This window comes from Fischerella sp. PCC 9605 (assembly GCF_000517105.1).
Lineage (GTDB): Bacteria > Cyanobacteriota > Cyanobacteriia > Cyanobacteriales > Nostocaceae > PCC9605.
Genome location: NZ_KI912154.1, coordinates 37,077 through 59,013 on the forward strand (window position 1 = coordinate 37,077; position 21,937 = coordinate 59,013).

Below are 21,937 nucleotides of genomic sequence, written 5' to 3' on the forward strand. Positions count from 1 at the left end.
CACAATGTTAAACAGTATCTGGATCGATACCTAATTCTCGTAGTTTTGCTGCCAAGCGATCGCTTTTTTGCTTCTCCTGTTCAGCACGTTGCATTTCTTGTTCTGCAACTTCTTCGGGTGTTGGAACTAGTTGTCCTTCTGGTGTAAAAAAGCGTAATTCTTCTTGATATACCCCTAGGTATAAATTTAGCTGCTGACTCCACAACCACCCTTGAGGGTTGGGTTCGAGGGATTGATAACTACCACCAACCAAAACAAACCCAGCAAATTCTAAATTATTGGGGTTAAACCAAAAATATTCTGGTGTACGAAAGATGTCTTGGTAGATTTGTTTTTTCAAACCTTTATCAGTCGTTGCTGTTGAGTTGGAGAGTAATTCTACAATTACATTCGGATACTTGCCGTCTTCTTCCCAGACAACCCAACTTTTACGCGGTTTGCGTTCAGTTCCTAGTACCACAAAAAAATCAGGTCCTCGGAAATCAGAAGACTTCCGTTGATGTGGACTGTAATAGATGGTGAGATTACCTGCTGCAAAAAAGTCATTGCGGTTTCGCCACCACCACTCCAAGCATTTTAACAACAGCAGCATTTGCTGCAAATGTAAGTAAGTTTCCAACGGTGGTTCGTCACTATACAAATCACCAGGAGGAAATATAACATCTTCTGGGGTTTCAAAATCTTTGGCGACGGACATAGCTACAAGTTTTTAGGTGCTATAAATTTAGCGTAGCAGTTGCAGCAGTTGCGATCGCTGATATCTTCAAAACTGATGGGGGCGCTGCTGAATGCAGGAATGAATGAATTTATATAGGTATCACTTCATACCTTTGAGTATTTCAGGATTTCTTCTGAAATCGTGTTTGAGAAATCTACCACAGATGGAATTGGGAATTGGTAATAGGTAATTATATTCTCTATTACTCATTACCGACTGTCTCAAATAATCCTCTAGAGGGAGAAATGTCATGTCTAAGTCTCCCCATAATAAACTTGTCGTTATAAAGCTACTATGCCTTCTCAAACAGCACGCCTACTTCTAGACTATCTCCATCGCCACCAAACAGAAATGACAGACTTGTTAGAAAAGTTGGTCAAGGCAGAGTCCCCTTCTACCATACCAGCTGCACAACAAGAGGTATTGAGAATTATTCAGCAGGAGTTAGAACAAAGATACTACCGTGTACGATTTATTCCTGGGTATCAAACCGGAGGGCATTTGCTAGCTTTACCAAGAACGCGGCAGAAACATCAGCCTCTACAATTGCTCCTTGGACATTGCGACACCGTTTGGCCTCTCGGAACCCTAAAAAAGATGCCCGTCATCAAGCGTCAGGGGAAAATGTACGGGCCAGGAATTTATGATATGAAAGCCGGACTCGTACAAAGCATCTTTGCCTTAGAGGCAATTCAGGCAAACGAATTTACTCCCCAAGTACTACCAGTTATCTTAATTAATTCTGACGAAGAAATTGGCAGTAGGGAATCAACAGCGCACATCCGCCGAATAGCAAAAACAGCCGACCGTGCTTTTGTAATGGAACCATCCTTAGGTTCGGTGGGCAAACTAAAAACAAGGCGTAAAGGCATTGGTGAATTCACCATCCGAGTAATTGGCAAAGCTGCTCATGCGGGATTAGAGCCAGAAAAAGGCGCTAGTGCAATCCTTGAGCTTTCTTTTGTAATTCAGAAGTTATTTGCCCTCAACAATCCCCAAAGAGGTATTACCGTTAACGTCGGTACTATTAACGGTGGTGTTCGTCCGAATGTAGTTGCACCTGAAAGCCAAGCAACAGCAGAGGTACGGGTGTTATGCCAAGAGGATGCCCAACAGATTGAAGCTGCTATTTTTGCGTTGCAACCAACTACCCCTGGTACTCACTTCATCATCGAAGGTCGCATCGGTCGTCCGCCAATGGAAAAAACTTCAGGTAGCCAAAAGCTGTGGCAGCTTGCTCAAGCAACAGCTGGCGAGTTGGGAATTGAACTAGAGGAGGGAACAGCAGGCGGCGCTTCTGATGGTAATACGACCAGCCTCTACACCCCCACCTTAGATGGTTTGGGTGCAGTTGGCGATAATGCCCATGCTCTCGACGAGTTTGTCTATCTCGATCAGATGGTTCAACGTTCGGCCCTGTTGGCACAGCTTTTGTTAGAGCCTCAACTGATATAGAAAGTCTTGAGTATGTCTGTTGCCGCATCAAAAAATGCAAAAAATTATGAATTATAAAAATCCATAATTTTCTACTGACATATATTGTAGTAATTGTTTTTCACAGAGCTAAAGACGTGATAATTTTTTTGGTATCTGTCATGTCTCCAACTAGCTTCTTGAATGGCAGTGGAAATTCCTTGATGAGCGTAGGAACAGCAAAAACTTGATCTGCTTCTAAACGTTCAGGTTGCTGATAAATATCAACAACTTCTAGTTCATAACGTCCTTGCAAGTGCTCTTCGCAAAGTTTTTGAATTTGTTTAATAGCGCGTAAAGATTTAATACTCTTGCTGGCAACATACAACCGCAAGATGTATTTTTCTAAATCCAGAGCGGAAAGTGACTCAAATGCATCTTGAGAGTTATCCAAAAAGTTATTTGAGTCATTGTTAGCTTGTAAAGAATAATCCATAAAAGTCCTTATTGAATTTTTTCAAAATAGTAGAATAGTTGCTAAATTGCGACACGAACTTTGACATACATTTTGCCTTCGATGCGAGTTAGGTAATCTACTTTAATTGTTTTAATTTTTATAAAAACCTCGCACAAGTGTGGAAATAATGTAGATGGATGCCCACAGAGGAAAGATGCAGCGGAAATTTAACTATCTCTATGGCATATTTGTCTATGCTTTTTGGAACATAAGAATCTAAATTAAATTTTAAGCTACTCAAATACAAACTATATTTTTCAAACGCAAGTCGATATTATCACTTAAATTGCAGAAAGAGATTGATTAAACAGTCAGAAACTCATATTTGCAGAAAAACTATAGAATTTGACTCTCTAATTCCTAATCGGTAACTCTCGCTAACGTTACCTGACGAGGTTGTACCTTTGCGGGTCAAGTCTCATTGATATTTTGTAACAATATTGTTATATTTATTTTTATAAATTAACACTTATTGTCATTCGTACTTCTCTGCCTTGCCTCGGTGAAACCAACCGAGGCTTTTTGTTGCTGTGGAGTGCGATCGCGCGTATTTTGACCAGATCGGGCTGCACAGAGTAGACTTCTTGCAGAAGTCGGGATGCATGTGAAAGGCATGGAATTTTCCTTTGCCCCTTGCCCTTTACCCTTTCCCCTACCTCTTGCAAAAGCTATTTTTGCAAGAGGTCTAGTATAAATTCCCAAAATAAGCGAGGGGTATCCTTGCAGATACCCCCCAAGATTGTTCTATTAGACTATCAACAGAATTTTCAAAATATTAATTTGCCACTTCAGCCATCTCAATAATTCGCCCTTCATAGTCTTTGACCAAGAAGTTCAGCGGTTTTCTGCTGCGAATCTTAAACTTCAAGCCGCGCACTTCCACACGCATTAAAATCATTTCCAAGCAGTCGTGGTCAAAGCAAACATGGCGTTGCTGATTTTTGCTACCCAAACTAGCTCCCGTTATGACGTGTAGCTGAGTGTTTTTCTTTAGCTGATACCAAAGCCCCTCACTAGCATTCGTCATTTTGCTAGAAAACGAAGGACTGCTCCCTAAGTAAAGCGGATCGACGCCAGTTGCACCTATAGTTTGCTCGTAGTTGTAGTAGTAGTGCAAAGGCACCTCTGCTGCTGGTAAATCTAGCAGTCCTTCATACAACTGTCTGGCAATTTCCAAATCCGACACCATGACTGTATATACTTTCGGCGCACTGCTAAGGAACATCCACATCGCACCAGCATAAGCCGCTAGCAGCATCACCATTATGCCTTGGGTAGAGAAAAGGCTATCCAAGGGTAAGGAAGGTAAAAAAGACGCGAAAGTATAAGGACTGAGCAGGAATGGTGCCACACTAACTGCTATAACCATGAACAGAATCGGGAATTATATAAGGGAGCCGCTTTTGTTTTGTAAATTATGACTTAAATTTAAGTCTTTGTTTATAGTGTATCAACTACTAAACCATCTTGGTGTTAGCCCTAAACGGACTAGTGCCAAGATAGGATGCGATTAACTCTAGAGATTGCCATTATCAGGTTAATTTTAGCAACATAGGCTGATTCGGACTGTGCAAATTCCTCATTTTTCTGAAGCTAATCACCCGCTTGTTAAGTCACTGTTCCATCACACTGACCAAGAACTTGTTAGTTTGTTCCAGCAGCATCCTGAGTCAGGAAGATACTTTACGGCGATTTTTTGCCGCTATAGCCCGATAGTTTATACATTGATTCGTCATTCAGCGCGATCGCCAGTGCAAGCAGATTATCTGTTTGCCCTGACTTGGCGACATATTTATTACGAACTTGGCGGATTTAATTTCAATAACAGTAAACCCGGTAAAGAAAGTCTTACCCTACAAAATTGGTTGATCGATCAGACTGGTTACTGTATCAACGAAATTGAACTTCCTCCGACAGAAGCAATTCATTATTCTCTCAAAGCGACTTCTCCCCCACTGTGGTGTTATGTAGAACAGGCATTGGATCAAATAACACCAATTTTACGCTTGATGGTCTTGATGGCTCAAACCTTCCACTGGAGCGAAACTAGAATTGCTGCCTACCTACAAGCCGAAGGAGAAGCGATCGCTCCTAGCAATGTAGCCAATTTTCTCCAAGAAGGTTATCGTATGCTAGAGGAAAAATTACCGGCAGATATCAGAATTATCTACTTGGGTGAAAATTTACTTCCACATCATGTAGCGTAATAGTACTTAATTTATTGTTACTGCTGGTAATAATTTATAAAGAACTGCGAAATTCCTACTTAAAGCAGCAATTTCACGGGCAAAGTTTATGAAACGATGGCATTTAATATCAGTAATTAACCGTGCTTTTATTGGTGGATCGAAGCCCACCTTTTTACTTATTACTTTTTTACTTACTCCCATAGCAGCGACTGCTGCTGATATTACCGAACAACTCCATCGCCCGACCAACAAATCCGTAGTCCGAGAATCAAGAGACGAAGCAGATACCTTGCTGCGGATTGGCGAACAGCAACACGCCTCTGGTAATTCTGAAAAAGCGATTGAGTCTTGGTTACAAGCGCTAGAGATTTATCACTCGATTGGCGATTTCAAGGCTCAAGGTTTAGTTTACGACTATCTTGGCAGAGGCTACGTGCAGTTGAGCCGTTATAAAGAAGCAGAAAATGCAATGCGGCGACGGTTGGCGATCGCTCGCGATGTCCAAGACTTTCAAGCTCAGATATTTGCTCTAAATAACATTGGCACGTTGCTAATGCAATATGGAGAACCCATCGCTAGTTTGCAAACATTTGCAGAAGCGCTAGAAATTGCTCGCCACGTCAAAAATATTGAAGGTCAAGGACTGTCTCTAAGTAATTTGGGACTAGCAAATGCGAGGCTGGGAAATTACAACAAGGCTATTAAACTTTATGAAAATGCTCTAAGTTTCCGGCGTCAAGCTCGCGATCCCATTGGTGAAGCTAATACCTTCAATAATTTGGGCGATGCCTATCTCGCGGCAAGAGACTATCAAGGTACGATTGGTACTTATGGAATAGCACTGCGGATAGCAAAAGCAACTCGCGATCGCGTTAACGAATTACGAGCGATAGATGGTTTAGTTACCGCCCACAGTACTGTAGGACGCTATGAACGCGCCTTCGATTTACTACAACAGCGATTAACACTGGCTCAAGACTTACAAAATCTGCGGGAAGAATTGAAATCTTTTGAGTCCTATGCTCAGTTGTACGAGCAATTAGGAAACTTTCCAACAGCTCGCAATTTTTATGAAAGGGCGATTACCGTAGCGCAGATACTAAAAGACAGCAAGCAGGAAGTGCGATTGCTCGATCAACTCACTCAAATGATGCGGAAGGCTAACTTGAGCAAAAATTAACCTTTGCTAGTGCTGTCAAAGTGTAAACATTCAATATAAAGTTTTCTTTGTGCCTTTGTGGTTCAAAAATAGATTTAAGGAACCACTAAGACACCAAGACACCAAGTATAATCACAATGACATCGAGGATACAAATTATATCAAGTTCGGATAATTACTTATTATTAAAATCTCTCCGCGTCCCCGTGTCAGTCCTAATGATAAGTCTTCAACCGAACATGATATTAATTCTTGATGACACCCTTTTGAACTGGTGCCTATACTGTGTGGTTAAGTATGTATTGCATCTTAACCATATAGGTAATATTTATGGGCTTCATATTTTCTCTGCTGACAAGCCTAATTGCAATTTTTATCTATCTCAACTCTGGCAAGATATCCAGCGAACGCTCTCGCTGGGCTATTCGCGGAATTACTGTGCTGATTGGGGCGATCGCTTTACTTGCCTCTATTTCCAGACTTCTGGTAATGGTTCCACCAGGGAATGTTGGAGTGATTCACTTGTTTGGTCAAGTCTCAGATAATACCCTTAATCCAGGTGTTCATGTGATGAATCCTTTTGCCAAAGTTCTCAATTTTTCCACGCGGCTAAAGGATGTGAAGGAAAATGTAGACGCAACTTCTCAGGAAGGGTTAAGCCTAAATCTTGATGTCAGCCTTCAGTACAAGCTCGATCCCCAAAAAGCTGCGACAGTATATAAAACTATTGGTATGGACGAAAAAGAACTAGTGATTTCTCGATTTCGCTCAACCATACGTGCCATTACTGCGAACTACCCAGCAGCAGCTATTTATTCTACCAAACGTCAACAGATAGTACAGCAACTCGACCAACAGCTGACTCAACAGTTACTACCCTTGGGTTTCGTTGTTGAAGAAGCCTTATTAAGAAATGTCAAAATGCCTGATAGTCTGCAAGCTGCGATTCAAGAGAAACTAAAGGCAGAGCAAGAAAATCAGCAAATGAAATTTGTTTTAGAAAAAGAACGTCAAGAAGCAGAACGCAAACGCATTGAAGCCAAAGGTATAGCTGATGCCCAAAAGATTATTTCTGGTGGACTTAGCAATTCTGTGCTGCAATTACGAGCAATAGAAGCGACAGAAAAACTGGCAGAGTCTCCCAACTCTAAGATTGTCGTGTTTGGTTCTGAAAAAGGGACTTTGCCAATTCTAGTTCAACCAGAGGCGAAATAAACAAAAGGGGGAGATGAAAGGAGAGCTAGAAAGGCTGTATTTGTAGAGAAAGCCACACAAGATTTAATTGAAGAAGTACAAGCAAGAATTGAAACTCTAATTTTATAAATAGAAACCTCAGAAATAGTTTGTAGTAAACATGCTTTGTATTTACTACAAGCCAAAAGCCAAGCATATTTATATTTATTTTCTTAGGAAACTGTATAAAAGCTGTAAAATTTGTTTAAGTACAAGATTGCTTTTGGTATCCAACATGAGCAATACACAAAGCTGGTATATTATCAAACGCCCTGCTGGAAACTGTGAAATAATCCCCAGTAATGAAGTGACTGGGCATGAGACTCCAGAGGTAATCGAAAAGTGGGGGCCTTTTGATTCACAAGCAGATGTGATCGCCCGTCGTGTCGGATTAATTAGGGCTGGCAAGTGCCAACCCGTTTAAACTTAAAAGTAAAAAGTAAAGCTTAAGTTTGTAGGGTGCGTTAGAGCGAAGCATAACGCACCATTCACCTGTTATCCCTTGCGTTTAATTATTTCCTGCTCTTGTGCCTTTAGCGGCAATTTCTTTGCTTAATACTTCCACCGCTTTAGCAAATTGGGGATCTGCTAGGGTACCGACTTTTTCTCGCTCTTTAATCCACAATTCCTGTCGTTGCTTGTCGTTCAAATTTACTACAATATTTGGATCGATGCCGTGCTTATTAATATCTCTACCACTGGGGGTATGGTATTTAGCAATTGTTACTGCTAATCCCGAACCATCGTCTAGAGGACGCACTGATTGCACCAAACCCTTACCAAAGGTTTGACTACCTACCACAACGGCACGCTTGTTATCTTGCAAAGCACCTGAGAGAATTTCACTGGCACTAGCACTACCTTTATCCACCAATACCACTAAAGGTTTATTTGTCAAAGCACGTCCGTTTGCCATTTCTCGTTCGACTTCACCTCGACGGTCAATGGTGGAAACAATCGCGCCTCTATCCATTAACATCCGGGCAATTTCCACACTGGAGTATAGTAAACCGCCAGGATTATTCCGCAAATCTAGGACGTATCCCGATACCTGTTTACTTTCTAAATTTTTAATTGCATCCCGCATTTCTTTTGCAGCATTGGCACTGAATTGCTTGAGACGAACGTAGCCAATGTTACCTGCTGGAGTCTGTTTTTGGGAATATTCGACTGGATGAATTTCTATTCGCGCCCGTGTAATTGTAAATTGCTTTTGTTGACCGTTCCGTAAGATTGTGATGTTAACTTTAGTTCCTGGCTCACCTCGAATCAGGGATACTGCTTCATTAGTATCCATCCCCTCTGTGCTTTTACCATTAATACTGGTGATAACGTCTTTTGCTAGAATACCAGCTTTAAACGCGGGCGTATCGTCAATTGGGGCAATTACAGTCAGCTTTTTAGTTTTCTCGTCCAAACCAATTTGGATTCCAATACCTGTCAGTTCGCCAGAAGTGTCCACTTGCATATTCTTGAACTCCTCTGGATCCATAAACCGGGTATAGGGGTCATCCAGCTTCTTCAGCATTTCCCGGATGGACTTATAAGCTTCTTGGTTATTGCTATAGGACTTATTCAAGTACTGACGGCGAACTGCTTTCCAATCTACCTGATTAAAAGTACCGTCTACATATTGTCTATCAATAATTTGCCAAACTTCATCTACTAATTCCTTGGGGCTATCTTTAAAAATAGCCTGTCCTTGCGAGTGAATGCCGAGGCTTGTAACTGCAATTGTGGATAGCGTCACCGCCGTAGCACCCAAAACAAGTCCATTTTTTGTAATTACCATAATGACAGCTGTGCCAGAGGGACAAAAGATGATGTATCAATATGCTCAATCTAACACAGGCAACTACTGTGCAAGATGAACATACTTTGTTATTTCCGCAAAGATATTTAGCAATCCAGTGAACTCGGTAGTCGCTTAAACAAAAGTTTAGGGATTAGGCTAGGGAATAAAAATTATGAATTATGAATTATAAATTATGAACTTTTCATCATTCATAATTTTCACCTAGCCTAATCCCCAATTTTTCACGGTTCTACCCAGCGTCCGTCTGCCTTGATCAGGTTAATTAACTCCTCAACACCTTTTTGTTCTGGAACTTTTTTAATTTCTTCTCTACCACGATAGAGAGAAATATAGCCTGGGGTTTTGCCAACATAACCATAGTCAGCATCCGCCATTTCTCCAGGACCATTGACAATGCAACCCATGACTGCTATGTCAAGCCCTGTTAGATGCTTTGTCGCTTCTCTGACTTTGTGCAGCACTTCTTCTAGATTAAACAAAGTACGCCCACAAGAAGGACAGGCGACGTACTCAACCATCGTTTTCCGCAATCCCAATGCTTGCAAAATGCTGTAGCAAACGGGAATTTCTTTTTCTGGAGATTCAGTTAGCGACACCCTAATAGTATCGCCAATCCCATCAGCTAGCAAGGTAGCAATACCAGCAGTAGATTTGATTCGTCCGTATTCGCCATCCCCAGCTTCCGTAACACCCAAGTGCAGAGGGTAATCCATACCCAACTCATCCATCCGCTGTACCATGAGGCGATAGGCTGCTACCATCACTGGCACTCGCGAGGCTTTCAGGGATATTACTAAGTTGTGGAAGTCTAAAGATTCACAAATACGAATGAATTCTAGTGCAGATTGCACCATGCCTTCTGGAGTATCGCCGTAGGAGAACAGCATCCTTTCAGCAAGAGAACCATGATTAACCCCGATTCGCATGGCTTTGCCTTGGTCGCGCAAGGAAATCACTAATGGTTCTAGAGTTTCGCGGATTTTTTCACCAATTTCGTCAAATTCGGCTTTGGTGTATTCGGTTCTGTTCTGGTTTGGTTTTTCAAACACATACAGTCCCGGATTTATCCGTACTTTCTCTATGTGCTTAGCAACTTCCAAGGCAATCTTCATGCCATTGTGGTGCACATCAGCAACAATGGGCACATCTTGATAAGTTTTGATTAATTTTTGTTTAATTTCTGCCAAGGCTTTGGCATGAGCCATACTTGGGACAGTGACACGAACAATCTCGCAGCCTATTTCATGTAGGCGACGAATTGCTGTAACAGATCCATCTATATCAAGAGTATCCTCATTAATCATGGACTGCACCACTACGGGATGACCTCCCCCAATGGTGACATTTCCTACTTGTACAGGACGGGTTTTCCGCCGTCTGATAGTTGTGTCAAAAGTAGGTTGACTTGATACTGTATTTGCAGTAATGGGTGTAGGCAGAGTTTGCATAACCTTTTAGGTAATTTTGCTGTAGCGAAAATATCAGATTTGAAAACGCTCTGTTTCCCAGATTGCCACAGTTGGTGCTTTTTTGGGCAAAGAACTAGCAAAAAAATGATATGGGCAAATAATAAAAGAGAAGGGGAGATAACGACAGGTTTTTCTCAATGGTAAGAATATATATTTTTGATGCTTTTTGGCTAAAGAGCGATCGCTATTTTCCTGAGCCATCAACACTTAGTTATAAATGCCATTAGTAGCGACTATGATTTCATGCACCAACCTTTCATCCCTGTTATTCATTCCATCCCTGATGGTGCTGCTTTAATTGATACTGTCCTGAGCGAGTATCCGATTAATAAACCCCTTAGCTGCAAACTATACAAGCGGGGACTGAATGATACGTATTTAGTAGAAACAAAGTCACAAAAATATATTTTGCGAGTTTATCGGCGTGGGTGGAGAAATAAGGAAGAAATAGATTTTGAATTAGAACTCTTAACGTTTCTTCATAAATCAAAGCAACCAATAGCATATCCCATCGCCAGAAAAGATGGGGATTTGACAACAGAAATTACTGCACCAGAAGGAACGCGCTATGTAGCTGTATTTTCTTATGCACCAGGATGCGCAGTTAACGAAAAGCTGAATGTTAGACAAAGTTATCTTTTAGGAGAAGCACTGGCAAAAATTCACATCTCACTAGATAGTTTTCAAAGTAGTTTTAGCCGTCCTGCATTGAATAGTGAATACTTGCTAGATTGGTCAGTGAAGGCTATTAAACTTTTGTACAATCACCGAAAAAGCGATATTAATTATTTGCAAAAAGAAGTAGAGAAAATCAAAATAAAACTAAAAGAATTTAGTTTGCCTTTGTCAGCACCAGCTTATGGAATTTGTGTCAGTGACGTGCATTCTGGGAATGCTCATTTTAACGAAGATAACGAGCCGACTTTATTTGATTTTGACCAATGCGGTTATGGTTGGCGTGCCTTTGATATCGGTAAATTTATGCACTTTGCCATGAGGATGAAGATAGATGTTGAAGTGAGGAATAGTTTTATTGAAGGGTATCAAGATATTCGTAAATTGAGCAAGGTGGAATTAGCATCAATTCCTGTGTTTGTAAAAGTTGCTCATATTTGGGTGATGGGAATTAGTGCGAATGCAGTTGAAGATGTTTTGAGTTATGGATGGTTTGATGATGATTGGTTAGATGCAAGGTTAGGTTTGTTTAGAAATTTGGATTAAAATTACGGTAGATAATGACCTAACTGATTGTGATTGACGAGTATGACAGAACAAACATCAACATTTCAGAAAGCTATAGAGGCTGTAGAAGCACTTGAGCCAGAGGAGCAAGCTATGCTTGTGGATATTATTCAAAAACGCCTTATACAACAACGACGAAACGAATTCTTAAAAGAAATAGCACAAGCAAAGAGTAACTATGCTCAGGGTAATGTGCGACGTGGTTCAGTTGCAGATTTGATGGCGGAGTTGGACGTTTGAAAAATTTAGTTTGGAGTTCGACATTCGTTCGCGCTTTTAAGCGTTTAGTTCGGAAAAATCTTGAATTACGATCTCAAATAGAGGACGTGTTGCAACAACTAGCTGAAGATCCATTTCATCCCACTTTACACAGTCACAAGCTCAAAGGCGATTTATCGGGAATATGGTCGTGTTCGATTGACTATAGTAATCGTATTTTATTTGAGTTTGTTACGAATCCTGATTCAGGAGAAGAAGAAATTTTTTTGCTAACTTTGGGTTCTCACGATGAAGTTTACTAAAGTCAAAGCTGTTAAATCTGACTCTCTCAAGTTGGTACAACTATTAACTAAGATTTTAGACAAGTTAGGCGATCGCTACTCCCTTGCTCCATACTTACAAAAATTTGTCAATATATTTTATCAATGCTAATACAAAATGAAAGAGGCTGTAATTATGAATGCCCAAACAACAACCCAACTACCCATCCCCCCCCACTTTAACCCCGAAACAGTCGGCGCAGTTTGGCGCGTCCCTTATCAACAACGCGCCCCAGAAGCACAAGCATGGGCAAAAAAACACGACATCAAACCCGCATCTGAAGACAAAACTCGCATTTGCCTACTTCTCATCGATGTTCAAAACACCTTCTGCATCCCCGAATTTGAATTATTTGTAGGTGGAAAATCTGGTATGGGTGCAGTTGATGATAATGCGCGACTGTGTGAATTTATCTATCGCAACTTGGCAGTAATTACAAAGATTGTACCCACGCTGGACACCCACACAGCAATGCAAATTTTCCATCCCATTTTCTGGGTTAATGCCGCTGGTGAACATCCTATACCCGCTGCAACAAACATCATTCCAGCAGACATTGAAAAAGGAATTTGGAAAGTCAACTCTGGTGTTGCTTTCAGTTTGGGATGCGATTATGAATTTCTAGAAAAACATGCCTATCACTACGTTAAACAACTAACTCAAGACGGCAAATATCCGCTGACAGTTTGGCCTTATCATTCTATGTTGGGTGGTATCGGTCATGCTTTAGTTTCTGCGGTGGAGGAAGCGGTCTTTTTCCACTGTATTGCACGTAATAGTCAAACTCAATTTGAAATTAAGGGTAATCATCCACTCACGGAAAACTATTCTGTTTTACGTCCAGAAGTTTTGGAAGGTTTTGATCGTCGCCCTATTGCTCAAAAGAATACAAGCTTGATTCAGCAGTTATTAGACTTTGATGCTGTTATCATAGCTGGACAAGCGAAAAGTCATTGTGTTGCCTGGACAGTCGATGATTTGTTAACAGAAATTCGGCAGATAGATATTAATTTGGCGAAAAAAGTTTATCTACTAGAAGATTGTACTTCTCCCGTCGTTGTTCCGGGTGTGGTGGATTACACAGAAGCAGCAGATACGGCGTTTGAACGATTTGCCGATGCAGGAATGAAAATAGTTAAATCTACCCAAGAAATCAGCTTTTTCTAACGCAAAGGAACGCAGAGGAAAGCGCAGAGTATCGCAGAGGAAAGCTTCACGTCCCTCTGGGTTGAAAAAAATATTCTCATTGCTTCAAATGTTCTCTTGGATCTTTGGCAACCCAACCTAAGGAAGAACTGGAACGCATTTCAAAATGTAAATGGGGCTGATTTATAGTTGGTTGTCCAGTAGTACCGACAGTTCCCAGCAAGTCCCCTTGTTTGACTTGTTGACCAACTTTTACTTTGATACTGTCTAGCTGGGCGTAACGGCTTTGCAAGCCATCGCTGTGATTAACGATCACCAAGTTGCCGTAAGTACCTTGCTCACCTGCAAAAACTACTTTCCCTGGGGCGATCGCATTTACAGGTGTTCCTGGGGCGGCTAGCAAATCCATACCACTGTGAAAGAAAACTTCACCATTTTTGGGATTCAGTTGCCAGCCATAAGGAAACCCTACTTGTGCTAAAGTTGGCAATGGATATCCAGATAATTTAGGAGGATTGTTGGTAGGAGTAGAAGTAGAATTAGACGGTGTAGGCAAATTCCCGCGATCGCGTGATTGATTTGCTACCGGAATAAATGCTAATTGGGATGCTGGTTGACAACCATTCAACTCAAATAGTACATCAGGGCGAATTTTGTATTTCTCTGCCAGTTCTCGCCAAGTTTCACCGCGAGCCACTTGCACAATAAAGCCATTGTAGGGAGGAATCAGGATGCCGCTACCCACAGTCACCCTACCGTTTTTTAAAGCTGGATTTATGTCGATAATAGTTTTTGGAGCTAGATTGTAACGCTGGGCGATGCTCTCCAAAGTTTCGCCACGACCAACTTTGTGACGCTGAAAGCGTTCCAGGGCTGGAGTTGGGCAGTTAGATGCCTGTGCCAGTACAGGATTGGGGTGTGTGGATACTAGTCCTAGGGCAAAGATAAAGCCAGATAAAAATAATAGGCGATCGCTAACAGTCATGTATTTTAAGTGAAGCAAGAGTAAAGTACTCAATGCCAACACTTGGTGTATGGCGAGAGCATTTTTGCGATTCTAGCTAAATTTTATATTTTGTTTGAGGAACTAGCGAACAATAACCAGCGACTGGGTACTGTAGTTATATAGTAAGCAATCAATAAATCTAAAATCTAAAGTTCCCTAAAAGTTTACCGCCCTTTATATCAAATTTATTTATCCATTAGTCTACTACTTGATTACACTTAGAAATTAACACCTGCATTGCTGTGCCTTGAGCGTGATGATTATGAAATTATCGAAAAAACAACTGGCCGTTTATTTTTCATTAGTTGTGGGCGGCGGCATATTTGGCGGTAGTGCAGTGTTGTTTGCCAGTCCCTTTCTCCTGACACAGAAGCGCACGTTCCAGGAGTTAAAAAATGTGACGATGGGTTTGCCGCCAGAAACCGTAGTTAATAATTCTTTTGGAAAAAGTATCGAAGCAACTAGAGGTGATAGTGTCAATTTTATTGCCACCGCTGTCCAAAAAACCGGGCCAGCAGTAGTGCGAATTAATGCCACACGCAAAGTCGCAAATCCCATCTCAGAGGCTTTTAAAAATCCCCTCTTGCGTCGATTTTTTGGAGAAGATGAGCAACCTATTCCGCAAGAAAGGATTGAGCGCGGGACGGGATCGGGATTTGTTTTGAGCACAAATGGAGAAATTCTCACCAACGCTCATGTTGTCGCAAACACAGATACGGTACAAGTTACCCTCAAGGATGGCCGGACTTTTGAGGGAAAGGTGATGGGAGTCGATCCCATGACAGATGTGGCAGTAGTGAAAATTCCGGCTAAGCAATTGCCCACAGTGACAATGGGTAATTCACAAAATTTAATCCCAGGACAGTGGGCGATCGCGATTGGCAATCCTTTGGGCTTGGACAATACCGTCACTATCGGCATCATCAGTGCTACCGATCGTACTAGCGCTCAAGTTGGCGTACCAGATAAGCGAGTCAGCTTCATTCAAACTGACGCCGCTATTAACCCTGGTAACTCCGGGGGGCCTTTGTTAAATGACCAAGGCCAGGTAATTGGGGTAAATACTGCGATTCGTGCTGATGCTCAAGGGCTTGGTTTTGCGATTCCGATTGAAACTGCTGCCCGCATTGCTAAGGAACTTTTTACTAAAGGGCGTGTAGAACATCCCTTTTTAGGAGTTGAAATGGTAGACCTTTCTCCTACCAAAAAAAAGCAGATTAACCAAGAAAACAACCTCAACATTCAGCAAAATACTGGCGTTGCCATCAAGGGAGTCCTAGAAAAATCGCCAGCACAGCAGGCAGGACTGCGCCCTGGAGATGTGATTCACAAGTTTAACGGCAAACCAGTCAAAACTGCTGCCCAAGTACAGAAAATGGTGGAGTCCAGCAGCGTAGGTGATGTTTTGCAGATTGAAGTCAACCGCGATGGTAGAATTCAAACGTTTAAGGTGCAGTCAGGAGCTTATCCGAAAAAATAGTCAGTGTCCTTAGTCCTGTGTCCTTTGCAGTAAATGACAAATGACAAATGACAAATGACTAATGATTGTTAGCTAAATGATCTAACTGCATCCTTTGTTCCATCTGGCGTAAGAAATAGCCAGTCATCATTGCCGATGCTAAAAGACCAGCGAGATTGTCTCGATCTGTTGTAATTTGGACATTGAAATTTTCAGCTGGCAGCATCCCAACCAGCCCTTGGACATTTTGCGAAATAATTTGTTTAATTTCGGGGCTGACGGACTGAGCGACGCTGGCCAAAACTTCTGGAGACTGATGCTGCAAATATTTGAGTAACTGATTGGGGTTTTCCTCAAAGCTGTCACTCAGATGCTGATGAGGGTGTTCTTCAAAATTGTCATTGAGAAAGTCAGGATCAAACACCATTGGCAATTTACTTTGGCGGAGTTGCTAATTCTACTCTAAACCATAGTATAAGGTTGCAACATATTTCCTTGGCTAGGAGTAGTATTCATCCAAAGTAAAGGTCATTGGTCATTGGTCAAGGGTTAGTGGTTATTCCCCCACTCTCCCCATCTTCCCATCTCCCCATCTTCCCTGCTTTCTGCCCTATTTTTAAAACAAATCTATTCTGGTTCTGATACTGATTCTAGTTTGAGTTCTAGTTGTCGCTGCTGTTGGTTGCTAGAGAATGGCGAGGGAAGTTGCTCGATTTGGAAATACTGATGAAATTTGGGTGTTACCTGTAGCGAGTAGGAGCGAGAATCATTATCTCGGCGTTTCTTGACAAAACCCAGTTCAACTAGTTCTTGAACGTGTTGATATGCTCCTGAACCACGTAGGTTAATCAAGTCGCTTTGCAGCATGGGGCCATTCAAGGCGATCGCTGCTAAAGTCCGCAACGCACCTACCCCTAATTCCACTGGTATGAGAGTTTGTACTAAGTCTTGAAAATCAGGCCTTAGTTGTAGACAATAACCATTTGGAGTTTCTACTACCTCTAGGGCACTATCCCGACGGGCATAATCGTCAATTAACTCTATAATTCCTTCCTCAGCGGTAGCGCGATCGCACGCGGCATACTCAGCAATTTCGCTGATTGACAAGGGTTTCCCCTTCAAGTAAAGAATTGCTTCTATCTTAGTAGCTGCATTCATCGGTCATTAGTCATTAGTCATTGGTCATTAGTCATTCGTCACCCGTACAAATGACATAGACGCCCTCCGGGCGGCTGACCGTAGGGTAGGACAAATGACAAAGGACGAATTACAAATGTAAGGACTCAATATCAGAATTGGAAATAAAAGTCAAGAGTCAATGGTCAACAGTTAGTGGTTAGTAGTTAGTGGTTAGTAGTTAGTAGTTAGTGGTTATTCCCCCATCACCCCATCTCCCACTCTTCTTCTACTCTTCACCAAGTCTAGTTCTGAGGATAAACTCTGCTATTGCTAAATCTTGTGGAGTGGTCACTTTCAAATTAGTTTCCTCCCCTTCAACAATTCGGACTTGGTAGCCGCACTTTTCAAATAAAGCAGCATCGTCAGTCACTTCCCAAGCCTGGCGTATACCTTCGGCGTGACACTGTTTTAGGAGTTTAACATCAAAACCTTGGGGAGTTTGTGCCGCCCAGAGTTGGCGTCGGTCGGGTGTACTTTGAATTATGCCATTTTCATCTACGACTTTGATAGTATCTTTGACAGGCACAGCAGCAATCAAACCCGGGCTGTTGTGAATTGCTTCGGCACATCTATCTAGTAAATTGGGTGTAGCTAGGCATCTAGCTCCGTCGTGAATCAAGACTTGCTCAGCAGTGGCTGGTAGTGCCTGTAAGCCGTTGTAAACGGATTCTTGGCGGGTAGAGCCACCTTTAATTAATTCCACGGGTTTACTTAGCTGCAAATCAGCGATAATCTCCTGGAATTCTTGCCAGTCAATTGGTTGGGAAATAATTCCAATCCAACTAATGTAGCGTGACGCTTGTGCAGCTAACAGTGTCCAAGCAATAATTGGTCGCGATCGCACCTCAAGAAGGAGTTTATTGCGGTTACTCCCCATTCTTCGTCCCGATCCGGCAGCTGGAATTAGTAAATACACAAAGTTCCTCTATCTTTAAACTAGGAGCTATAGGCTAGGTAATAAAGGTAAAAGTTAAAAAGCTAAAGAAATTATTTTTCTTTTGACTTTTGACTTTTGACTTTTGACTTTCTTAGTCCATATCTTCCCCTAAAATAGGGAGCGAGTAAGCGTAAATTAATATTATGCGAGTAGTAGCCCTTGTCCCTGGCGGAATAGGCGACCAAATTCTATTCTTTCCGACACTAGATGACCTGAAGCGCAATTATCCTAGCGCTCAGATAGATGTTGTTACCGAACCCCGATCAAAGGCTGCTTACCGGGTAAGCAAGTCAGTTAATGAGGTACTGGCGTTTGATTTTAAAGACCGTAACAGTTTGGCTGATTGGGCAAATTTAGTAGGCATTATTCGCGATCGCGAATATGATGTCGCTATTGCTTCGGGGCAAAGCAGGTTAATGGGTCTTTTGCTATGGTTGACTGGAATCCCCACACGCATTGGATATAAAGGTAAAGGAGCAGCTTTTCTCACCAACCGCGTTCCCCTCAAGCAAGGACAATATGCTGCTTGTATGTACCATGACCTACTACAAGGATTGGGCGTAAAGTCCCCTTGTCCAGAGTTAGCTGTCAATGTACCAAAACCTGATATTGACTGGGCAGATAAAGAACAACTACGGTTGGGAGTCAAAGAAACTGGCTACATTTTGATTCACACTGGTGCAGGGGAGATATCCCAAAATAAAGGCCTGGATAAAATCTACCCTGTTGAGAATTGGCAGCAAATCATTCAAGACTGCCAGCATAAACAGCCAGATATGCCTATAGTAGTAATTCAAGAGCCAAACGAAGAAAAGTTTGTACGTAGACTCACGCTTTCTAATCCTGATATCAAGGTCAGTTCTCCGGATGATATTGGAAAGTTAGCGGCAATGATTGCTGGAGCAAATTTGCTACTTTGTACTGCCGATAGTGCAGCAATGCATCTTGCCGTCGCCGTACAAACTTATACCATTGCCTTATTTGGGCCCGCAGAACCAGCTAAATTATTGCCCAAGAGCGACAAATACCTTGCGATCAAATCTCCTACAGGCAAAATAGCAGATATTTCACCTAACACCGTTTTGGAGAAAATCTGGGGTGGCTAGTACCACTCTGGTTATTTCTGTGGTGCTGTATTTAGACTAGCGCTTTTCCTTAATGGCGATCGCCAGTCAAACGTTGATGTTAGCTAGCTTAACTGAGTAAAATACTTAACTTTATACTTGGTGTCAGCAAAGCTGTGCATCAGCTAAATAATCAAGTAATTGTTTGCTATCTGGCTTACAAACTATCTGAACCTACTCAGAGTTATTACCAGATAGTTATTTAATATTGTCATATTTAATACGTAACTAATAAAACTCAGAAAAACTCTGCGTACCTTCGCGCTGATTCTGCGCTCCCACTGAAGCATTGAACTCTGCGAGAAGCCGCGCTGCGCGCGTCTACAAACTTCTCTCTGCGTTAAAAAACACTACTATTTTACGCAAAGCCGTACTAAGTACTAATACTTTAACCATGCAGGTAATGTAAAAAACATGTATTTTTTTTACTTTTAATTATTGAAATATTACGGTATAAGAGTTGGCTGGACAACCGATTTTTTTTACACAACCTGATATGTTGAAAGAATTATGGGGAAATCTAATATTTAGAATCATCAGCTGATGTGCATCTACAGCAGGCTGTACAAATAAACATACGGGTTACTGAAAAACTTCCGATTTTGGGAATTCAGTAACAATAGCGACTGGGATAAATTTTCTACTCCTAACAGTTACAACCCCATACGTTCCCAGTACTTAATAGCAGCATTGAGTGAAATTACTAGCCACAGAGAAAAAGCTTTTAGCTAACAGCTATTAGCTAGTTACTTGCTGTCTACATAGCCGAAAAATTGTTCAATTAAATTAGAAAGTGTGAGATATTTTAACGAAATGGATTCACCATAAATAAAAATTTACGGTAGAACAAATAATAGTCTCTATTTGTTTTATTCGAGCAAGACAGAATATTCTTGACTGTCTGAGAAGTGGTAGTTGCCAAAATTACCTGGTGTGATTAGTTTATGGGTGGATCTATCGCGCCATCTTCATGTGTTCCTTTACTTTTAACTTGTCTTTAAGCAAGAGCATCCACCAAGAATGTGATGAAATCATCAAAGGGAAAACAAATGGCGATCCGATTACATGGCTTCTTTAGCAGTGGCAAACGTTACATTCAAGTAGAAAGTCAACCGCATCATATCACGGGCATTTTTAGAAACATTGTGAACTCTTGCAATAATATGCATGAATTCACTTTTCTGCATGCAGAAAATGTATATTTTGAGTGTCCAGAAGATGGAACAATAACTTTTTACCAGGCGATCGGTAATGATGTAGCTAATTCAGCAATTTGGACTTATCTTGTATACGAATGTCCAGAAAGCGAAGAAAAGGTATTTCGAGATCCATGTATTGATACAAGCACAAATTGTTTGCAGGAAATTTTCTCAGGTAATAAATTAGTTGTAGTTGCTACCGGTATTCACGATTATCTCAAATATGAATATTATGAAAGTGAATATTTAGATGTTTATCTTCCATGTGATTGGGAGACTCCAGAAGGAAGAGAAATAGTAAATTTACTTTTAGAAGAACTTAAGGCTTTTAAATCCTCATCACTGTTTGCAGAAGATGCAGGTAAACAATATATGAAAGCTGTTATAGACAAATTTATTCAAGCTGGAAGAAAAGTATTAGACAATAGCGGCACATTAAAAGACTTTGAATTACTCCAATACGAAGCACTGAAGAATGTTAGGATTCATGAAATTGCAAACTTAATTATTGAATATAACGATTATCGCCTTTGGCAAGCAGTCTTACCTAGTAAGTCTAAAGCGATTGAGTATGCTTTTAATGCTGCTTTAGATTTAATATGTCGAATTTAGTAATTAGTCAATGATTAGTTGTTGGTTGGTAGTTGGTAGTTGGATGTTCCAAACAACAAACAACAAACAACAAATAACTATTCAAATGACAAATAATTAAAACATTTCAAAAAAAGCATCTTCTAATTCATAACCTAGCATTTGAGCCATCGATTGTAGACGGGATCGACTGGGTATACTCTGTTGTTTGAGCCAGTCACTCAGAAGAAAAATTTTATGCATCAAAAAGATTTCCAAAGCCTCGGGATTGTACTGAATACCTTCTTTGGAACTAAACTGATGTGGTACAAGCATGGCAGTGTAACGGGCAAATTCACCAGCTTTCCAATCTAGTAAAAATGGCAACCAAGGATAGCGAGCATCAAGGCGAACAAACCACAACCGTACTTCTGGAATTTCAGGGAGTTCTCGCGGATCGCCAGGTTCTAGGGGATAGTCGATCTCAAAGCGCAACTGCTGTTCATGGGATGCGATCGCCCCTTCTTGCAGCAATTGCTCAATTACTGTTGCTGCTGGAGAAAGATCCAGGGCGTTGATAGAGTCTGAATTGAGAGCGATCGTAATTGTCATGACTCGAATAGAAGTCGGGGAAAGGGAAAAGGGGAAATGGATGAAAAATTACTTTTGCCACAGGTCTACTCATAGAGTAGCCTCGACAATTCAGACTACCAGCTTTGGGAACCTAACGCTAGCAAGAAAGCAGAAGGATTTTCATCTAACAACCAACAACCAACAACTACCTTTACTACAACTTCAGATAGATGTATAATTGCCTAGAAGAAATAGAAGGGGAGTAGCTGCTGGCAAACAATCCCAGCCAGTACGCCTGAATCAACATACTGGCGATGAGCCTGGTTCAGGTGACAATTAAGCAATAAGCTAATTGGAAGCGAGACCTTCACTGAGTTCACACAGACAAGAAAGTGTGGAGCTCGGTGAGGTATCGTTACTCTCATTGAGCTTCACGGACAGGTAAACT

The 21,937-nt window shown here is 41.3% G+C and carries 23 protein-coding genes; 12 read left to right on the forward strand and 11 right to left on the reverse strand.

The features are described 5' to 3' along the window. Positions 1-7: 7 nt before the first annotated feature. Positions 8-697 (reverse strand): Uma2 family endonuclease, encoded by a 690-nt coding sequence (locus tag FIS9605_RS0134230; protein WP_026736490.1) that lies wholly within the window; start codon positions 695-697, stop codon positions 8-10. Between the two features lie 315 nt (positions 698-1,012). Here FIS9605_RS0134230 and FIS9605_RS0134235 point away from each other — a divergent pair, with 315 nt between their 5' ends. Then, positions 1,013-2,173, forward strand: coding sequence for a M20 family metallopeptidase (locus tag FIS9605_RS0134235; protein WP_026736491.1), 1,161 nt, complete (start codon positions 1,013-1,015; stop codon positions 2,171-2,173). 100 nt (positions 2,174-2,273) lie between these two features. Here the strand turns inward: FIS9605_RS0134235 and FIS9605_RS0134240 are convergent, their stop codons facing one another. Both FIS9605_RS0134240 and FIS9605_RS0134245 read right to left on the reverse strand, forming a co-directional pair. Next, positions 2,274-2,627: a circadian clock KaiB family protein gene (locus FIS9605_RS0134240; protein ID WP_026736492.1), complete on the reverse strand. Its 354-nt coding sequence runs from the start codon at positions 2,625-2,627 to the stop codon at positions 2,274-2,276. A 796-nt stretch (positions 2,628-3,423) separates the two neighbouring features. Continuing rightward, positions 3,424-4,017: a hypothetical protein gene (locus FIS9605_RS0134245; protein ID WP_026736493.1), complete on the reverse strand. Its 594-nt coding sequence runs from the start codon at positions 4,015-4,017 to the stop codon at positions 3,424-3,426. Positions 4,018-4,216: 199 nt separating this feature from the next. Between FIS9605_RS0134245 and FIS9605_RS0134250 the strand changes: the two genes are divergently transcribed. The 4 genes from FIS9605_RS0134250 to FIS9605_RS0134265 all read left to right on the forward strand — a co-directional run bounded on the left by FIS9605_RS0134250 (position 4,217) and on the right by FIS9605_RS0134265 (position 7,653). Then, positions 4,217-4,855 (forward strand): hypothetical protein, encoded by a 639-nt coding sequence (locus FIS9605_RS0134250; protein ID WP_026736494.1) that lies wholly within the window; start codon positions 4,217-4,219, stop codon positions 4,853-4,855. A gap of 88 nt (positions 4,856-4,943) precedes the next feature. After that, a complete protein-coding gene (locus FIS9605_RS0134255) occupies positions 4,944-6,017 on the forward strand; it encodes a tetratricopeptide repeat protein (RefSeq protein ID WP_026736495.1) in 1,074 nt (357 codons plus the stop codon). Positions 6,018-6,326: 309 nt separating this feature from the next. Next, complete coding sequence (locus tag FIS9605_RS0134260) at positions 6,327-7,211, forward strand: prohibitin family protein (protein ID WP_026736496.1); 885 nt, start codon at positions 6,327-6,329, stop codon at positions 7,209-7,211. A 253-nt stretch (positions 7,212-7,464) separates the two neighbouring features. Continuing rightward, positions 7,465-7,653 (forward strand): hypothetical protein, encoded by a 189-nt coding sequence (locus FIS9605_RS0134265; RefSeq protein WP_026736497.1) that lies wholly within the window; start codon positions 7,465-7,467, stop codon positions 7,651-7,653. 84 nt (positions 7,654-7,737) lie between these two features. Here the strand turns inward: FIS9605_RS0134265 and ctpC are convergent, their stop codons facing one another. The 3 genes from ctpC to FIS9605_RS44735 all read right to left on the reverse strand — a co-directional run bounded on the left by ctpC (position 7,738) and on the right by FIS9605_RS44735 (position 10,715). Continuing rightward, on the reverse strand, positions 7,738-9,021 hold the full coding sequence (gene ctpC, locus FIS9605_RS0134270; RefSeq protein ID WP_026736498.1) for a carboxyl-terminal processing protease CtpC: 1,284 nt from the start codon (positions 9,019-9,021) through the stop codon (positions 7,738-7,740). Between the two features lie 245 nt (positions 9,022-9,266). Next, the gene (ispG, locus tag FIS9605_RS0134275; RefSeq protein ID WP_026736499.1) at positions 9,267-10,493 is read right to left on the reverse strand and encodes a (E)-4-hydroxy-3-methylbut-2-enyl-diphosphate synthase; all 1,227 of its coding nucleotides are present in this window, start codon (positions 10,491-10,493) and stop codon (positions 9,267-9,269) included. 33 nt (positions 10,494-10,526) lie between these two features. Further along, entirely contained in the window at positions 10,527-10,715 is a 189-nt protein-coding gene (locus FIS9605_RS44735; RefSeq protein ID WP_026736500.1) for a hypothetical protein, read from the reverse strand. A 42-nt stretch (positions 10,716-10,757) separates the two neighbouring features. Here FIS9605_RS44735 and FIS9605_RS0134285 point away from each other — a divergent pair, with 42 nt between their 5' ends. The 4 genes from FIS9605_RS0134285 (at position 10,758) to FIS9605_RS0134305 (ending at position 13,463) form a co-directional block, all read left to right on the forward strand. After that, on the forward strand, positions 10,758-11,735 hold the full coding sequence (locus FIS9605_RS0134285) for a phosphotransferase (RefSeq protein ID WP_026736501.1): 978 nt from the start codon (positions 10,758-10,760) through the stop codon (positions 11,733-11,735). 42 nt (positions 11,736-11,777) lie between these two features. Then, complete coding sequence (locus FIS9605_RS0134290; protein WP_026736502.1) at positions 11,778-11,996, forward strand: hypothetical protein; 219 nt, start codon at positions 11,778-11,780, stop codon at positions 11,994-11,996. Next, positions 11,993-12,277 carry a type II toxin-antitoxin system RelE/ParE family toxin gene (locus FIS9605_RS0134295; protein WP_026736503.1) on the forward strand — a complete coding sequence of 95 codons (285 nt, stop codon included), beginning with the start codon at positions 11,993-11,995 and terminating at the stop codon, positions 12,275-12,277. Before FIS9605_RS0134290 ends, FIS9605_RS0134295 begins: the two co-directional genes overlap by 4 nt. 154 nt (positions 12,278-12,431) lie before the next feature. Then, a complete protein-coding gene (locus tag FIS9605_RS0134305) occupies positions 12,432-13,463 on the forward strand; it encodes an isochorismatase (protein ID WP_026736504.1) in 1,032 nt (343 codons plus the stop codon). A 76-nt stretch (positions 13,464-13,539) separates the two neighbouring features. Here FIS9605_RS0134305 and FIS9605_RS0134310 read toward each other — a convergent pair whose 3' ends face one another. Beyond that, a complete protein-coding gene (locus FIS9605_RS0134310; protein WP_026736505.1) occupies positions 13,540-14,427 on the reverse strand; it encodes a M23 family metallopeptidase in 888 nt (295 codons plus the stop codon). Positions 14,428-14,710: 283 nt separating this feature from the next. Between FIS9605_RS0134310 and FIS9605_RS0134315 the strand changes: the two genes are divergently transcribed. Next, positions 14,711-15,928, forward strand: a complete 1,218-nt coding sequence (locus FIS9605_RS0134315; protein ID WP_026736506.1) for an HhoA/HhoB/HtrA family serine endopeptidase — start codon at positions 14,711-14,713, stop codon at positions 15,926-15,928. 58 nt (positions 15,929-15,986) lie between these two features. Here the strand turns inward: FIS9605_RS0134315 and FIS9605_RS0134320 are convergent, their stop codons facing one another. The 3 genes from FIS9605_RS0134320 to ispD all read right to left on the reverse strand — a co-directional run bounded on the left by FIS9605_RS0134320 (position 15,987) and on the right by ispD (position 18,002). Further along, positions 15,987-16,334, reverse strand: coding sequence for a DUF760 domain-containing protein (locus tag FIS9605_RS0134320; RefSeq protein ID WP_026736507.1), 348 nt, complete (start codon positions 16,332-16,334; stop codon positions 15,987-15,989). 200 nt (positions 16,335-16,534) lie between these two features. Then, positions 16,535-17,065, reverse strand: coding sequence for an SMC-Scp complex subunit ScpB (gene scpB, locus FIS9605_RS0134325; RefSeq protein ID WP_026736508.1), 531 nt, complete (start codon positions 17,063-17,065; stop codon positions 16,535-16,537). 247 nt (positions 17,066-17,312) lie between these two features. Next, the gene (ispD, locus tag FIS9605_RS0134330; RefSeq protein ID WP_026736509.1) at positions 17,313-18,002 is read right to left on the reverse strand and encodes a 2-C-methyl-D-erythritol 4-phosphate cytidylyltransferase; all 690 of its coding nucleotides are present in this window, start codon (positions 18,000-18,002) and stop codon (positions 17,313-17,315) included. A gap of 164 nt (positions 18,003-18,166) precedes the next feature. On the opposite strand from ispD, the gene FIS9605_RS0134335 reads away from it, so the two are divergent. Continuing rightward, positions 18,167-19,129: a glycosyltransferase family 9 protein gene (locus tag FIS9605_RS0134335; protein ID WP_026736510.1), complete on the forward strand. Its 963-nt coding sequence runs from the start codon at positions 18,167-18,169 to the stop codon at positions 19,127-19,129. A gap of 1,067 nt (positions 19,130-20,196) precedes the next feature. Then, positions 20,197-20,958: a hypothetical protein gene (locus tag FIS9605_RS0134340; protein ID WP_026736511.1), complete on the forward strand. Its 762-nt coding sequence runs from the start codon at positions 20,197-20,199 to the stop codon at positions 20,956-20,958. A 96-nt stretch (positions 20,959-21,054) separates the two neighbouring features. On the opposite strand, the gene FIS9605_RS0134345 is transcribed toward FIS9605_RS0134340, so the two are convergent. Then, complete coding sequence (locus tag FIS9605_RS0134345; RefSeq protein WP_026736512.1) at positions 21,055-21,528, reverse strand: CRR6 family NdhI maturation factor; 474 nt, start codon at positions 21,526-21,528, stop codon at positions 21,055-21,057. Positions 21,529-21,937: the final 409 nt, after the last annotated feature.

Excerpts from the sequence above, each read along its gene's own strand:
- FIS9605_RS0134230 (WP_026736490.1), bottom strand. The coding sequence starts at position 697 with ATGTCCGTCGCCAAAGATTTTGAAACCCCAGAAGATGTTATATTTCCT.
- FIS9605_RS0134235 (WP_026736491.1), top strand. The coding sequence starts at position 1,013 with ATGCCTTCTCAAACAGCACGCCTACTTCTAGACTATCTCCATCGCCAC.
- FIS9605_RS0134240 (WP_026736492.1), bottom strand. The coding sequence starts at position 2,627 with ATGGATTATTCTTTACAAGCTAACAATGACTCAAATAACTTTTTGGAT.
- FIS9605_RS0134245 (WP_026736493.1), bottom strand. The coding sequence starts at position 4,017 with ATGGTTATAGCAGTTAGTGTGGCACCATTCCTGCTCAGTCCTTATACT.
- FIS9605_RS0134255 (WP_026736495.1), top strand. The coding sequence starts at position 4,944 with ATGAAACGATGGCATTTAATATCAGTAATTAACCGTGCTTTTATTGGT.
- FIS9605_RS0134260 (WP_026736496.1), top strand. The coding sequence starts at position 6,327 with ATGGGCTTCATATTTTCTCTGCTGACAAGCCTAATTGCAATTTTTATC.
- FIS9605_RS0134265 (WP_026736497.1), top strand. The coding sequence starts at position 7,465 with ATGAGCAATACACAAAGCTGGTATATTATCAAACGCCCTGCTGGAAAC.
- ctpC (WP_026736498.1), bottom strand. The coding sequence starts at position 9,021 with ATGGTAATTACAAAAAATGGACTTGTTTTGGGTGCTACGGCGGTGACG.
- ispG (WP_026736499.1), bottom strand. The coding sequence starts at position 10,493 with ATGCAAACTCTGCCTACACCCATTACTGCAAATACAGTATCAAGTCAA.
- FIS9605_RS44735 (WP_026736500.1), bottom strand. The coding sequence starts at position 10,715 with ATGGCTCAGGAAAATAGCGATCGCTCTTTAGCCAAAAAGCATCAAAAA.
- FIS9605_RS0134285 (WP_026736501.1), top strand. The coding sequence starts at position 10,758 with ATGCACCAACCTTTCATCCCTGTTATTCATTCCATCCCTGATGGTGCT.
- FIS9605_RS0134290 (WP_026736502.1), top strand. The coding sequence starts at position 11,778 with ATGACAGAACAAACATCAACATTTCAGAAAGCTATAGAGGCTGTAGAA.
- FIS9605_RS0134305 (WP_026736504.1), top strand. The coding sequence starts at position 12,432 with ATGAATGCCCAAACAACAACCCAACTACCCATCCCCCCCCACTTTAAC.
- FIS9605_RS0134310 (WP_026736505.1), bottom strand. The coding sequence starts at position 14,427 with ATGACTGTTAGCGATCGCCTATTATTTTTATCTGGCTTTATCTTTGCC.
- FIS9605_RS0134315 (WP_026736506.1), top strand. The coding sequence starts at position 14,711 with ATGAAATTATCGAAAAAACAACTGGCCGTTTATTTTTCATTAGTTGTG.
- FIS9605_RS0134320 (WP_026736507.1), bottom strand. The coding sequence starts at position 16,334 with ATGGTGTTTGATCCTGACTTTCTCAATGACAATTTTGAAGAACACCCT.
- scpB (WP_026736508.1), bottom strand. The coding sequence starts at position 17,065 with ATGAATGCAGCTACTAAGATAGAAGCAATTCTTTACTTGAAGGGGAAA.
- FIS9605_RS0134335 (WP_026736510.1), top strand. The coding sequence starts at position 18,167 with ATGCGAGTAGTAGCCCTTGTCCCTGGCGGAATAGGCGACCAAATTCTA.
- FIS9605_RS0134340 (WP_026736511.1), top strand. The coding sequence starts at position 20,197 with ATGGCGATCCGATTACATGGCTTCTTTAGCAGTGGCAAACGTTACATT.
- FIS9605_RS0134345 (WP_026736512.1), bottom strand. The coding sequence starts at position 21,528 with ATGACAATTACGATCGCTCTCAATTCAGACTCTATCAACGCCCTGGAT.